This window comes from Peptoniphilus harei, assembly GCF_016726485.1.
Lineage (GTDB): Bacteria > Bacillota > Clostridia > Tissierellales > Peptoniphilaceae > Peptoniphilus_A > Peptoniphilus_A harei.
Map to the genome: position 1 here is coordinate 533,623 of NZ_CP068103.1, position 13,442 is coordinate 547,064.

Consider the following 13,442-nt stretch of genomic DNA (forward strand, 5'->3'; position numbering starts at 1 on the left):
CTTCTCCTTTTTTATTAATGAGCATTTAAAATTGATTTTGCAATACTTCCTGATTTCATCATAGTTATACCAAGTATTAAGGTGTATCCTAGTAATTCAAAAATACTTTTGTGTATGTCTGATATATTTAAAGTCTTAACAAGTACGGCATAAATTCCTACGCATATAAGTAAGAATAAACCTTGCAAGCCAAGTGCGAAGAGCCCTCTTATATAGTTTGTTCCAATACTTCCCCATTCTTTATTACCCATTGTGGCAAAAGGTATGGCGCAAACTGAAGTATAAATATATATTTCTATCATCCTGCCGTATAGAATAACTGTAATGAGTATTGATATCCCTTGAATTATCATCTTTACAATTGCTGTCTCTAGTACTATAGTCATTAATTTTCCTATTGACTCTCCTTTTAGGCTATCTACCATATTAGCTATATCACCTGGAGAAACTTTTGCACTAGCATTTGCCACACCTGCTGCCTTTCCTATTAAATTCTGTGCCACATCAAAGACCGCCATTGAAAACTCAAAAGCATGAGATACAAGCCATACAGCAATCCACATCTTGATGATGTACTTAAAAAATTCAAAGGTATCCGTATCATGCATATTATTTTTGTTCATTACCATTTGAATTAATTCAATACATAGTACAGCCGTTATGATAAGACCTGCTATGGGAAGTATAACATTTTCTGAAATGGATTTTATGAAGTGAAAAACCTCCGAGTTCCATCCACTCGGAGTCTTTCCTACCTCATTTGCTATCGTTGATACTTTGTCATTTATATCAAGGAGCATTCCGCTTAAATTTTCCTTGATCATATCAATAAGTATCTCCGAAAAAAACTCTTTGATCTTATCTACTATATTAAACATTTTATTTTAACACGTTTGCTAATAGCGGTATTAGTTTTAAACCTATGAGTACAATTCCCCCTCCAGCCATAAGCTGCTTAATGCCTTGAGATTTAGCACCAGATAGTGATAGGTAATCCTTTGATGTTATCTCCGGATTTTCCCCCACTTCACACCGTGCATGCGACTTTCACCGCACACGGCGTTCCATCACAAGAAAGATTTTCACGTTTTAACTAAGACTTACACACTTCGTAACAAATTATTTTTTTTCTAAATTAGTGGCAATCCTGCCATTTTTCTAAGCTTATTACATTTCTCGATCTGCTTGACCGTTAAGCCAAGCTCTTTTATATATTTTTGGATTGTATCTTCTTTTGTTGCATGGATAAGTATATGAACTGCTTCTGTAACAAGAATTAAGTTGCTATAACTGTCTGTACCGCCTTGTTCAAGCGGTATCTTGTGATGGCAATGTATATCGTTTGGTGTAAGTTTTACACCTGTTACCCCACATCTTCCATATTGAGCTGCAAAGAGCGAGATTCTGTTGTCTGCAAACTCTATACTCTTATCAAGTACAGGATGTCTCATCAACCAAACAAGTGTATCTACATCAATTTGCAGATTTTTATGAATAAAAGCTCTGCCCTTTACAGTGTATTTATTTACAACCTTTTTCTTGTGTTTTGCGTCCTTTGTCCTAATATATCCAACTGGAATTAGCGGATGTCCATTAAGGAAGCGAAGCTGTTTACTTTTTCCATATTTTTCTTTGATAAATCCTTTGTTTAGCGTTCCACTGGTTTTAATATCAAGTCTGTTGTTCATCTGCTTTTTAATGTGAAAGGCTATTTTAGCAAAGTCCAAACTTACATTTGTTGCTATTTGGTAGTAATTATGCAAGCCTGAAACAGTGGCATTATACTTGGCTATTGCTTTGTACTGTTCCTTTTTGTTTGCAGGTCTTTTTATATCCGCAACACATTTAGAAATATCTTCTTTTGCATTTTTCAGTGCCTTATCACTTATATGCGACTGTACAACAAACTTTTTGCCTTTTGGTTTAACCTTCAGCTTGAAACCTAAGAACTCCGAATACTTTTGTTTTAGATTTGTTATTTTAGATTTTTCTTCACTTACATTTAGTTTTAATCTGTCTTGCAACCATTTTGTAACTGCCTGATAGGTTCTTTTTGCATCGTAGTAATTACGGCAAAATATCTTAAAATCATCAGCATACCTTACAATGTATATTTCTTTTAGGTTGCTTGTTCTTAAAGCTCTGTAGGTATGGCTTTTTATCTCTGTTCCTTGACTGTTCGTTCTCTGTTTATATGGATAATGCGTGGGCATTGTCAGCCATTGAGAAGAAACCCACCAATCTAATTCGTTCAAGACTACATTAGATAGTAGCGGTGATAATATACCGCCTTGTGGTGTTCCCTTTGTTGGTGTAATTACCTTTTTATCGGGCATAACTATGTCTGCTTTCAGCATTTCCTTAATGATACAAAGTAGCTTTTTGTCTTGGATACCCAAATTCCAAAGTTGCCTTATGAGCTTTGCATGATATACATTGTCGAAAAATCCTTGTATATCAATATCAACTACATAGTGTAAGTGCTGTATCTGCATTAGTCTCGCACATTCTGCAATAGCGTGTTCCGTACTCCTGTTAGGTCGAAACCCATAGGAGCTGTCATGAAACTTGGCTTCACATATCGGCTCTAATATTTGCAAGATACAGTGTTGTACAATTCTATCTACAATAGTTGGTATTCCTAAAGGTCTAATTTTCCCATTAGGCTTTCGCATTTCCACTCTCTTTACAGGGCGTGGTTTATACCAATGAAACTGTTTTTGTATGAGAGAAATGTATTCTTCTTCATTTAGCCTTGATAGATGTTTTATTGTTCTGCCATCTACTCCGGCTGTATGACTTCCTTTGTTCCCTTTGATACTGCGATAGGCAAGTTTTATATTTTCTCTTGAAGTTATCAACTCCATTAAATTTGAAAATACTTTATTCTTACTGCTATCTTCATATAAATCATCAAGGACTTTTTGCAAGTCATAGTATTCCGTATAACGGATTTTGCTTTGTTTCAGTGTTTGTTTCGAAGTGGACACAGTCACCATCTCCTTTCGGATTTGATTTTCTTTGTCATACTCGAAGCTGTGTTTGTCTTAATTTCAGTTCTTGTACTTTCCTGTGACTGGTGGCTATCCCTCCACGAACTTATTATTTTCGCTTCATAGGTACTGTGCCACCACTTTCACCGAGATAAAGAATGGTTATATGCTGTTTTTTACAGTCATTTTCCCATTCAACACTTCATTAGCATTAGACTGCTTCCATGCTCTTGGCTTACCACGTTCCGACAATCTTATCTTTGAATACGTTTAGGTTCTTCCTCTAAGCCTGTGTTTAGTTTTCACCATATCGCCTGTAACGATATATGGATTTTCATAACAACCATTCTTACTCATCCACAAACACCCCATCTTTGATGGGAATTGCCGTTAGGCAAATTCAAACGTTTAGACCCTTACATTCGAAAGTACGTCAGTGCTTTGGTATACACATTCTCACCATGCGTATTCGACACCCGACATATAGGTAGCACCGTCCACCTCTGAACAGCTTTCGTGTCTGATGTTAATATCAGTCTTACGGCTACTCTCTGCCGACTTCACCGAGCTTTTGACAATGAAATAGTCTAATATTCATTGCCAATCGGAGTATCAGTGTAGGCATTTCAGGGCGTTACCCCGTCATTCTACCTATCAGATTGCCAGTTCTCCTAAGTTTTGAACTTTCAGTCCTTCGACTTAGTGCATAAGCTTTTCACTTATGAACGTGTCGCACGGTTGTCATTCCCATAACCTTCCATCAGGTTGATAACACCCCATGCTCCAAGCCCTGCACCAATTGCTGTAACTAATATTTTTAATACATTTACTGCTTGTGTAAAAAATTCCATTTATATTTCCTCCTCTTTTTCTTCTTTTTTAATTTTATTTATGTGCTTTACGATAAAATTTTTAAATGTCTTGTCTTCTTTTTTTGTTTCCTTAAAATATCCAAAAATATGGATGTATTCTCCACTTTTAAATTCCTTCACACTTTTTGCCTTTTCTCCGTAGAGATTACAGTAGATATATTCTTTTTTAACCTTTCCTTCTTCTTTGTTCTTTCTAACTATTGTGAAGTTAGCTACTTCTTTTTCTCCTTCCTTTGTATCTATTGCAGTTGTTTTTATTTCTCCTACTAGATTTCCATTAATATTTAGCATTTCTCTTTCCATTTGTTCTATCTCCTTTATTCCATAAAAAAAGCGATAGTTTTCTCTATCGCTTCTACTTCTAATTAATTAATATTTCATTTTTCTCTGTATCTTATTTTTTCGGCTCATCTCGTATATATTTCATTCTTCCTCCTTTGGGCATAAAAAAACACCGAAATGTTTTTTTCGGTGTAAATTTCTCTATTTAATTTTATGGTTTTAGTAATTCTTTCCAGTTTTCTATAAAGCCAACATGTCTTAGTTCAATATTTTCATATCTTGCTATTAGTTCCGTTAGATCATGATAAAAATTTTTGTAATTTTCTTCTTCAGAAACTATTTTAAGATTAACTAATGTAGCAAATATTGTATTGTTTGAAATATTATTTTTTAAATATTCTTTATATAGCTTTGGTGATTTTGTAAGCTTTGCTCCATATAGCCTGCCATAATGGGCACATATATTTCTTATATAGGCAAAATTTTCTATCCAAGATTCAAAGTAATGGTAGTCTGTATGAAAGACTTTTGCAATTTTACTTTTATCTTCATTTTTCATATTCTTATACATTTTAGATAAAGTTCCAAAACTTGCTACTTCTATCACTGCATAGAGTGGAATTTCTCCACCTTCATAATTGTCTTTAAAGTTTTTTATAAATGGTGAGCGTCTATTTCTTTTAACTTCCCTTGCTAATTCTTCTAGTACCCTTTCTTGTTCCTTTTGTTTCTCAAAATTATTCATATCTTTATATGAAAAGTTCCCATATCTTAAAGAAAAATAGTTTGTGATAACTGCTCTTAAAGAAACTTCAATATGCTCTATTGTTTCAAATATAAGCTGTCTAAGTTCTCTATCAAATTTATATAAACTTACAATATCTTCAAAACTTATTCCTGATATATATCTTCCATCTTTTTTTAATGTGATACTATAAGCTTTAATCAGCCTGTAATAGGATATTCTTCCAAGAATTTTCTTAGCATAAGTTTTATCTTCTACTAAAAGTCCTAAGTCTATTAAGTTTTTTACTTGATTTTCTATACTAATCGGTTCTTGATGAATTTTTTTCATTTTTTCTCCTAAAATCAAATGACCCGACTTGGTCCGCATTGTTAAGAGGCGTGTCGGGTACTGTTGACATTATTATATGCTATAAAATATTTTTTGTCAAGTAATTTCTTTTAATCTTTCCTAAATATCTATCTTACTTCTAATTTTAAATTTATTCATCTAATATTTCAACTACCATACTCTCTTTTAACTTAACCTCATCTTTTCTCTGCAGGTATTTCTCTATGTCAAATATATTTCTCTTATCATAATCTTCCAATAACTTATAATTCTTATGTTTAGTAATATCAAACTTATCAGATAGAAAAGGTCTTACTCCTCTTAGTTGGTATATACACTTACCACCATCCATTACAGTTATTTCATCTTGACTCATAAGTTCCTTACCAGTTTTTTGATAATTTAGTCCAAAACTCTTTTGATTCGATCTTGTTTCTGATGTGTTATATAGGTCTATGGTTTCTTTGCCTAGGCTTTCAGATAATTCTTTTAATGTTGTTCTTTCTTTGCCTCCTAAAAATAATGTAGAATCACAATTGCCAACTATGGTATCTGCATTATCTTTATAGATACTTTTTAGTTGTGATTGTGCTTGTAATATTATACAAGCTGATATTTCTCTACTTCTAATAGTTGCTATCAGCTTTTCAAATTTAGGAATTAAGCCGATATTTGCGAATTCATCAAGTAGGCATCTCACATGAACAGGAAGTCTTCCGCCATATTCATCATCTGCTTTATCACATAATAGATTAAATAATTGTGAGTACATTATTGATACTACAAAGTTAAATGTATCATCTGTATCCGATATTATTACGAATAAAGCTGTTTTCTTTTCTCCAAGTGTATCAAGCTCCAGTTCATCTTCTTTCATTAAGTCCCTAAGTTCCTGAATATCAAATGGAGCAAGCCTTGCTCCACAGGATATAAGGATTGATTTGGCAGTTTTTCCTGCTGCTAGTTTGTATTTCTTATATTGTTTTACTGCGAAATGGTTTGGCTTTTCTTTTTCTAATGCTTCAAACATATAGTCTACTGCATTTTTAAAATTTTCATCTTCTTCTCTTACCTCACTTGCATCTATCATAGCAAGTAGAGTTGTAAAGTTCTGTTCTTCTTTAGGAGCTTCATACCAGATATATCCTATAAGTGCTGTGTAATAGAGTTTTTCAGCTTTTACCCAAAAATCCTCAGTTGATTTTTCTCCTTCTCCCTTAGTATTTGCAATTATTGTTTGTACTAATTTCAAAATATCTTTTTCACTTTTCAAGTATGCAAAGGGATTATATCTCATGGATTTTTTAAAGTTTATTGTGTTTAGTATTTTTATCTCATATCCATTTCTTTCCAACATTTTCCCACATTCTAGGACTAATGTTCCTTTTGGATCGGTTACTACATATGAAGAGTGCATTTGCATGAGATTTGGCTTTACAAAAAACCTTGTTTTACCACTACCAGAACCTCCAATTACCATTACATTTTTATTTCTCGCATATTTTGGATTTTTAGGTCTATTATTCATGGTAAGTCTTTCAGTTTGAGTTAGTAGCACATTGTTTTCAAACTTCTTGTCAATGTATGGCTCAATGTCTTTTTCATTTCCCCATCTTGCCGATCCATATTCTCTGCCCTCTCTAAACTTTTTTGCATTTTTCTTTTTCTGTATAAGGATTAACTTAATAACTACTGATAGAATTAGACTGGGTATCAGGTTTTTTATTTTTAATGATGGAATATATTTTAAAGTATCTATTTGACTAAAAGCTACTAGAATTCTATCTATTATATCTCCTCCTACATAAGAGTTGACATGGCTTGCAAAGATATTTCCTATATAAAAAAATAAGAGGTAAGGAAGATTTTCTAATACAAATTTCTTCTTATCTCTTATCTTAAAAACATTTTTTATATCTTTTATTATTTCATTTAGTATTTTCGAATTAATCACTTCCTCTCCATAAAAAAGAGTAGATTTCTCTACCCATTAGTATCTTATTTATCTTTTTTATATCTTATTACTGGAACTTGTTTTATTTTTTTACCTATCTTTTTTCTTTCCAAGACAAACATCATATTTTCATTTCTTTTAAAATATCCTAAATCTTTATGATAACTTATACCACACTTGCAATGTAATAAACCTATAAACTGTTGTCTCATCTTTGAGTTACATATAGGACATATTTTTTTATTTGTCATTTTGAACCACCATTATACTTATATTTTACTTTCAAAGGTATTTTTTAGTTTCTTTCCTAATGCTTCTGCTCTCATTTTTTATCTATAGATAAGAGAAATTCTTCTACTGGATGATTCCAATCTTCTTTTTCATAGTATTCAACAATAAAGCTATTCATGCCTTCTCATCATATATATTATATATCCAAGTGTTTTTATTATAAACTTTGTTCCTGATGTTTATGTTTAACCTTATCTCTGTCAATAGTATCTTTGACTTTATCCTTGAAGTTATTAAGCCTTTCTATTACAGATTTTCTCTTTCTTGACTTATCTTTAGTAAATTTCTGGACTGTCTTTTTAAAAGCTTGTTCCATTACTTTTATATCTTTTGCTTGAAAAAAGATAATGTTGTTTCCATTTTCTAAATCTTTCTTTATGGAAAACTTCACCCCATATCTTTTTAATTCTTTTTTCAATGCTTTTAAGTCTATGTCATTTAATTCTAAGGTTTCTACTTTACCTTTTTTTACAAGGTCTTTTACTTTTACTTTTTTAAATTTTTCTAAGGGTCTTGACTGTTCTGTCTGCGCTTTATGTTTATTTATTTCTAATATTTTCTTCATCAAATTTATAACTTGCTTGGCTGTTACTATACTTGCTTTTTTTACTATGGCTATTGTTCTGCTATTTATATCATCATTTTGCATTCACTCACCTACTTTCATTCTTTTTTTAATATTTCATAGGCTAATTTTGATTTCTCCTTCATTTTTTCTATTCTTCTATTTTCTCCTGTAAATATAATGGGACTGCATATTTCAAGTATCCTTGAGTAAATTCTTTTATCTTTTATAGTTTCAGGATTAGTTAAAGCTGATATATTTAAGTTTGTTGTTATAATTAGAGGTTTCCCACTTCTATATCTACTATCTATTATGTTAAAGATATGCTCAGCTGCAAAATCTGTATCTCTTTCCATTCCAAAATCATCAATAATTAATAGTTTCTTCTGATTTAGGTTATCTATATACTTACTTTTGTCAATCTCTAAGTTGGTCATATCATTTAAAATTACAGAAAAATTTGTCATTTTAACTGATATTTCTTTTTCTAGTAAAGCATTTGCTATAGCACTTGCAAGATATGTTTTTCCACATCCCACATTCCCTGTGAGAATTAATCCTATATTATTTTCATATATTTCATCAAATTTTTCCACATAGTTTTTTGCTACTTTTTCATGCTCACTATCTTTGTCCATATTTTTAAAATTCCAATTTAATAGGATAGGATCAGAAAAACACTCTTTTTTTAAGTGTTCAATTTTTAAAAGCCTTTTATTTTCTTTTCTTTTTTCTTCCTCTAATTTTTGTCTTTCTTTTTTACATTGACATAAAATACCAACTTTTTTTATTTCTCCAAAGAAGTTTATTTCTTTTTCAATTGGTGTTTTACATTTTGCACAATATTTTAATCCTGTTTCTTGATCTATATAACTCCTATTTTCTTCATCATTTGATGGACTATTTGTTTCTGCATTTTTTATTTTCTGTTCTAGGATTTCTTTTATTAATTCCATATGCTCCTCTCCTATCAAGTATTTAAAATTTCTCTCCATATATTCTCATCGTTACTATAGTCATAGTTTTCTCTTTTCTGATTTTCTCTCTTTATGACTTCTATGTTTCTAATATTTTCATCTGCATTGTATAAGAGAGTCAGTAGATAAGCATTAATGTTTCTAATATCCTTTGGAGCATTTTCTCTTAGGTATTTCAAAACATAGTCTATGTGTTTATAGTTAAGACTTAGAAATCTTTCTTTAAAATTTTCATTGGATATATGCCTCCCTCCTATTTTAATGTTTGTAAAGCTAGTTAAGGCTTTTACAAGTACATTTATCATCACATCTACTTGCTTCTTTTCTTCTATTCTTGCTTTTTCAAAGGTTTCATAAGATATATTCTTTTTTATAGTTTCTTTTAATTCTTCCTCCTCCAAAGTTTTTTTTGATTTTTCTCCTAGCTTTTCTAAGGGGGATATGGGGGTGGTATTATTAAAATCAGTATTATTAGTTTCAGTATTATTAATATTAGTATTATTAGAGTCCTCTTTTGAAACTTCTTGAGATTTATTTTCTAAACTTCCTGAAGTTTGTTTTTTAAACTTCTTGAGGTTTGCTTTTGAAACTTCTGTAGTTTTATTATTTTCTGTGTAAATAAAGTTCTTTACATAGAGTAAATTTGGCTTTCCAAGTCCTAACCTCTTTTTTTCTAATAATCCTATCTCTTCAATTTCTTTCATTACTTTGACCGATTTATTTCTCCCCCAATTTAATACTTCCATAATTTCTTCTATGGTATAGATGATGTATACCTTGTTTTCTTCATCTAACCATTTATTCTTAATTGACAAGCTCATTCTATCGAGTAGAATTCCATAAAGAATTTTTGCTTCTACGGATAGTTTTTTAAAATTTAAGTCGGTAAATAAAGTTTTGGGAATCCTAAAAAATGAATATTGTTCTGCTTCATTGCCATAATAGTATTCAAATTTAACTATTTCTTTCATCATAACCCCCTTTCTTTTCATATAAAAAGAGATAGCTTTGATTTTGCTATCTCTTTTTCATCGTTTTAATCTATTTATTTTTATATTTAAATTGCTTTTATTCTTTCATTCACCTCTTCTATCACTTCTATAATAAAATATCCTAGCACTGGCAAACCATAAGGACTAAAAAGATATGCTAGTATAATTGCCTCTATAGCGATTGCTTTTTCTCCATTATAAACAGATCCTAAAAATCCCATAATAGCGATAAATGAAATCAGTTTGAAAAATATTGTGCTGATTCCTAATACAAACGTTAAAAATAGAGTGATGATACTTAACGCTATACTAATAGGAAACAATATGATTTTGAAAAAAACTCTAAATATTATCATATTCTCTTCAATCCTTATTACTTATGTTTTCTTTTCTTTTTTGTTAATTTAATAAAAAAGATGACAGACTTAATCCTAAATCATCTTGTTTAAAAGTTTTGTGGAAGCCTTTAAACTTTGATTTTAATGGATTTATTGTATCTGTCATCATTATATCACTGTCCCCTGCACCGTTCTCCCCAATTAGTCCAAGGACTGCACCTTCAGGAATTTCTAAATTTTCTATATCAAGGTCAAAGTCCTTAAATTCTTTTCTCAAATTATTTATTTCTATTGTTTTCATAAGTCACCCACTTCATCTAATGTCTTTAAAATTTCTTGCAATTCGTCTATACCAATTCCTGCAGCCTTGGCAACAGTCATTGCGTCAGTTAAATATTTTTCTATCTCTGCAAGAGCATTCTCTCTTACAACTTCTTCATTTAATTTTTTTACAAAGGAACCCTTGCCTGGCATGGAATAAATATATCCCTCTTGCTCCAAGTCATTGTAGGCACGCTTTGTTGTAATGACAGAGACCTTTAGGTCGCTTGCAAGAGTCCTCATACCAGGAAGCCCTTCGTCAGCTTTTAAGTCTCCAGCAACTATCTGAGCCTTGATTTGATTTTTTATCTGCTCATAAATTGGAAGGCCAGAGTCATTTGAAATAATAATTTTCATATCACATCACCTTTAAGTGTATATACTTTATATTTTTGCTTTTACACAATACTTGTATTAAATACTGTAATAACTTTTAAAAGCACAAAACAATTAAGATTCTTTTATTTTCTCATATACAGATTTTTCCCAAAGATTTTCATCTTTAACGTATTTTGAAAAAATAAAAATTCCAAAAAATATTATTGAACCTACTATTGAAAATAAAGTTCCTTTTAAATCATAGTGTTGTCCAGAAAATATATCCTTAGAAAAATCTGTAACCAATAGTAGGGCTAGATTGTTGTTTAAATAGTGAATCATAACTGGAGCCCAAATTGATTTTGTCCTATTATATGCATAAGTTAAAAATATCCCTAAAAATGTACAAAATACAAGTTGTACAAGTATGGAATAAATTTGCGATGTCAAAACTCCATCTGAATAATAAAATAAATTAAGGGGCAAGTGCCAAATTCCCCAAATAAAACCTGTCATTAAAATAGATTTTTTTACACCATAAATTTCTTTTAGCCTTGGTGCTAGGTATGCCCTCCAACCATATTCTTCTCCAATGAATGGCATAATATTTAAAAAAGAGAAAAGAATAATAGATATAAAAACTTTTAAACTATGAAGATTAAAGATTTCTACAAATTCCCTTGTTTCTCCTTCTAAAATGCAAGCAATAAATAATCTTAAAAAATATATAAAAATAAAAATTAAACACATGAGAATTGTCATCTTTTTATTTGGATTGTTTAGAGATAATTTATTTTTAAGGTCCTTGTCCATAGTTGAAATGGCTATGATCATTGCAATAGCAGAAATTAAAATAACAAATTCAGACAATCCACTAAAGTCTGGATTGAAAATATTTATTATTGAAAGTACAAATAAGATAAGACTTATCACTAGGTATATTCTAATGGCAGCAATTTTTAAAATGCTTTTGTCTTCTTTGTATAACAAGGCTACTACAGCTAAAAATGGAATGAACATTTGAAATAAGGGATAAATACTTGTGCTTATCTCGTGTAATTTGCAGTAATAAATGGCAAATCCCATTAAGTAGGGAATTATAAATGATATGCCAATAAAAATTTTTAAATCTTTTTTCATAATCTCTTCAACTCCTTAATTTAAGTTTAGGTGTATATACTTTATATTTACACTATAAGCCCAGTAAATATTTTTGTCAAGATTTTTATAAAATTTTCCACTAAAAAAAGACTAAACTCAATTAGTCTTTTCTTCTAAATTTATGATTTTTATTCATCGCTTCTTAATTATTATTTACAAAAAATAAATCAAAGCCATGTAAATTCCTGTTCCAAGAAAGATTGAGACCAAGAAGTTTTTCAAAAACTTAAAGGACAAAATCATCCCTGCGAAGGCTAGTCCCAGTGGTAAGACTTCACTTGAATTTGTAAAGTCCACTCCCCTTATGCAAAAAATTAGTAAGAGTCCCATTAGTGAATAGGGCAACTTTTCCCCAAGATAGGCTATGAAGCCTGGGAGTTCTCTGTTCCTAAAAATTATTCTTGGGAGGAATCTTGCAAGGATTGTTATTCCTCCAGCAAGAAAAATATATTTCATTTCAATCATTTCTTTCCCTCCTGTAAGCTAGATAAAGGACAAGCAAGATAATAATCATGGCAGGAAGGATGAAGTTCTCTCCAAAGATTATCAAAGCTAAGATCGAAGCCACAAGCCCAAGAAGGGCTGGGAAGTGATCTTCCACTTGCTTCCACTGGCTCAAAAATATTACAAGGAAGAGGGCTGTCAAGATAAAATCTATTCCTTGGATTTCGAAATTTATAAAGTTGCCAAGGATGCCTCCAAGAATTGTACCGATAAACCAATAGGATTGGAGCAAGATTAAAATTGAAAGATAAAAGTCTTCCTTCTTCATATCACTAGGCACTTCTGTCCCCATTATCATGGAGTAGGCTTCATCGCAAAGGGCATAGTAGGCATAAGTTTTTTTCTTCCCACTCATGTCTTTAAATTTGCCAAGACATGTTAGGGCATAGAAGAAGTGTCTTATGTTCATCATGGCAACTATTAAAATGTAGGACAAGACATCCATGCCTGAATGCATGGCTTCAACGACTACAAATTGAATTGAGCCAGAGAAGATTACAACTGATGTAAGTGGCGGCATCCAAAAATCATATCCAAAGGAAGATGTATATATGCCAAAGCTAAGTCCTATAAATAAAAAGGAAATTAAAATTGGAATTGTTAATGGAAAAACTTTTTTTAAATTTTTTATCATCTCTTCTCCCCCTTAAAGTTAATTAGTAAACATTATAGCATGTTAAAAATTTTTTTATCATGTAAAATGAAATAATAAGCTATCTAATTTTGAGTGCTATAGAAAAACAAAGTGATATTACTTATCTAGATAATATCTAAGGAAGTTTTTTCTAGTAACTTTAAA

Annotated in this window: 17 protein-coding genes; all 17 read right to left on the reverse strand. The window is 30.9% G+C overall.

Annotated elements, in window-relative coordinates; translation table 11 throughout:
• Positions 1-14 precede the first annotated feature (14 nt).
• On the reverse strand, positions 15-878 hold the full coding sequence (locus I6I93_RS02380) for a VirB6/TrbL-like conjugal transfer protein, CD1112 family (RefSeq protein ID WP_035110169.1): 864 nt from the start codon (positions 876-878) through the stop codon (positions 15-17).
• Between the two features lies 1 nt (position 879).
• The gene (locus I6I93_RS02385) at positions 880-948 is read right to left on the reverse strand and encodes a Maff2 family mobile element protein (protein WP_425323659.1); all 69 of its coding nucleotides are present in this window, start codon (positions 946-948) and stop codon (positions 880-882) included.
• Between the two features lie 182 nt (positions 949-1,130).
• Positions 1,131-2,990, reverse strand: coding sequence for a group II intron reverse transcriptase/maturase (gene ltrA, locus I6I93_RS02390; protein ID WP_112889298.1), 1,860 nt, complete (start codon positions 2,988-2,990; stop codon positions 1,131-1,133).
• A gap of 722 nt (positions 2,991-3,712) precedes the next feature.
• On the reverse strand, positions 3,713-3,844 hold the full coding sequence (locus I6I93_RS02395) for a Maff2 family mobile element protein (protein WP_000394212.1): 132 nt from the start codon (positions 3,842-3,844) through the stop codon (positions 3,713-3,715).
• Positions 3,845-4,168, reverse strand: a complete 324-nt coding sequence (locus tag I6I93_RS02400; RefSeq protein WP_002842079.1) for a single-stranded DNA-binding protein — start codon at positions 4,166-4,168, stop codon at positions 3,845-3,847. It abuts the gene before it with no gap.
• 190 nt (positions 4,169-4,358) lie between these two features.
• Positions 4,359-5,222 carry an Abi family protein gene (locus I6I93_RS02405; RefSeq protein WP_060929313.1) on the reverse strand — a complete coding sequence of 288 codons (864 nt, stop codon included), beginning with the start codon at positions 5,220-5,222 and terminating at the stop codon, positions 4,359-4,361.
• Between the two features lie 151 nt (positions 5,223-5,373).
• Positions 5,374-7,176 (reverse strand): VirD4-like conjugal transfer protein, CD1115 family, encoded by a 1,803-nt coding sequence (locus tag I6I93_RS02410; protein WP_112889299.1) that lies wholly within the window; start codon positions 7,174-7,176, stop codon positions 5,374-5,376.
• Positions 7,177-7,220: 44 nt separating this feature from the next.
• Positions 7,221-7,427, reverse strand: coding sequence for a hypothetical protein (locus tag I6I93_RS02415; protein ID WP_049555303.1), 207 nt, complete (start codon positions 7,425-7,427; stop codon positions 7,221-7,223).
• A gap of 197 nt (positions 7,428-7,624) precedes the next feature.
• Positions 7,625-8,116: a PcfB family protein gene (locus I6I93_RS02420; protein WP_048949727.1), complete on the reverse strand. Its 492-nt coding sequence runs from the start codon at positions 8,114-8,116 to the stop codon at positions 7,625-7,627.
• A 14-nt stretch (positions 8,117-8,130) separates the two neighbouring features.
• A complete protein-coding gene (locus I6I93_RS02425; protein ID WP_201621260.1) occupies positions 8,131-8,988 on the reverse strand; it encodes an ATP-binding protein in 858 nt (285 codons plus the stop codon).
• A gap of 14 nt (positions 8,989-9,002) precedes the next feature.
• Complete coding sequence (locus tag I6I93_RS02430; protein ID WP_112889300.1) at positions 9,003-9,980, reverse strand: replication initiator protein A; 978 nt, start codon at positions 9,978-9,980, stop codon at positions 9,003-9,005.
• An 86-nt stretch (positions 9,981-10,066) separates the two neighbouring features.
• Positions 10,067-10,357 carry a CD1845 family protein gene (locus tag I6I93_RS02435; protein WP_112889301.1) on the reverse strand — a complete coding sequence of 97 codons (291 nt, stop codon included), beginning with the start codon at positions 10,355-10,357 and terminating at the stop codon, positions 10,067-10,069.
• 43 nt (positions 10,358-10,400) lie between these two features.
• Entirely contained in the window at positions 10,401-10,640 is a 240-nt protein-coding gene (locus tag I6I93_RS02440; protein WP_112889302.1) for a P-loop NTPase family protein, read from the reverse strand.
• Positions 10,637-11,017, reverse strand: a complete 381-nt coding sequence (locus tag I6I93_RS02445; protein ID WP_112889303.1) for a GntR family transcriptional regulator — start codon at positions 11,015-11,017, stop codon at positions 10,637-10,639. Before I6I93_RS02445 ends, I6I93_RS02440 begins: the two co-directional genes overlap by 4 nt.
• Positions 11,018-11,110: 93 nt before the next feature.
• On the reverse strand, positions 11,111-12,118 hold the full coding sequence (locus tag I6I93_RS02450; RefSeq protein WP_112889304.1) for a CPBP family intramembrane glutamic endopeptidase: 1,008 nt from the start codon (positions 12,116-12,118) through the stop codon (positions 11,111-11,113).
• A 174-nt stretch (positions 12,119-12,292) separates the two neighbouring features.
• A complete protein-coding gene (locus I6I93_RS02455; RefSeq protein WP_112889305.1) occupies positions 12,293-12,604 on the reverse strand; it encodes a branched-chain amino acid transporter permease in 312 nt (103 codons plus the stop codon).
• The gene (locus I6I93_RS02460; RefSeq protein WP_112889306.1) at positions 12,597-13,277 is read right to left on the reverse strand and encodes an AzlC family ABC transporter permease; all 681 of its coding nucleotides are present in this window, start codon (positions 13,275-13,277) and stop codon (positions 12,597-12,599) included. The genes I6I93_RS02455 and I6I93_RS02460 overlap by 8 nt, the downstream gene beginning before the upstream one ends.
• Positions 13,278-13,442 lie beyond the last annotated feature (165 nt).

Coding starts and splice junctions, on each gene's coding strand:
- I6I93_RS02460 (WP_112889306.1), bottom strand. CDS start 13,277: ATGATAAAAAATTTAAAAAAAGTTTTTCCATTAACAATTCCAATTTTA.
- I6I93_RS02415 (WP_049555303.1), bottom strand. CDS start 7,427: ATGACAAATAAAAAAATATGTCCTATATGTAACTCAAAGATGAGACAA.
- I6I93_RS02395 (WP_000394212.1), bottom strand. CDS start 3,844: ATGGAATTTTTTACACAAGCAGTAAATGTATTAAAAATATTAGTTACA.
- I6I93_RS02420 (WP_048949727.1), bottom strand. CDS start 8,116: ATGCAAAATGATGATATAAATAGCAGAACAATAGCCATAGTAAAAAAA.
- I6I93_RS02450 (WP_112889304.1), bottom strand. CDS start 12,118: ATGAAAAAAGATTTAAAAATTTTTATTGGCATATCATTTATAATTCCC.
- I6I93_RS02445 (WP_112889303.1), bottom strand. CDS start 11,017: ATGAAAATTATTATTTCAAATGACTCTGGCCTTCCAATTTATGAGCAG.
- I6I93_RS02440 (WP_112889302.1), bottom strand. CDS start 10,640: ATGAAAACAATAGAAATAAATAATTTGAGAAAAGAATTTAAGGACTTT.
- I6I93_RS02380 (WP_035110169.1), bottom strand. CDS start 878: ATGTTTAATATAGTAGATAAGATCAAAGAGTTTTTTTCGGAGATACTT.
- I6I93_RS02425 (WP_201621260.1), bottom strand. CDS start 8,988: ATGGAATTAATAAAAGAAATCCTAGAACAGAAAATAAAAAATGCAGAA.
- I6I93_RS02430 (WP_112889300.1), bottom strand. CDS start 9,980: ATGAAAGAAATAGTTAAATTTGAATACTATTATGGCAATGAAGCAGAA.
- I6I93_RS02405 (WP_060929313.1), bottom strand. CDS start 5,222: ATGAAAAAAATTCATCAAGAACCGATTAGTATAGAAAATCAAGTAAAA.
- I6I93_RS02455 (WP_112889305.1), bottom strand. CDS start 12,604: ATGATTGAAATGAAATATATTTTTCTTGCTGGAGGAATAACAATCCTT.
- I6I93_RS02400 (WP_002842079.1), bottom strand. CDS start 4,168: ATGGAAAGAGAAATGCTAAATATTAATGGAAATCTAGTAGGAGAAATA.
- I6I93_RS02435 (WP_112889301.1), bottom strand. CDS start 10,357: ATGATAATATTTAGAGTTTTTTTCAAAATCATATTGTTTCCTATTAGT.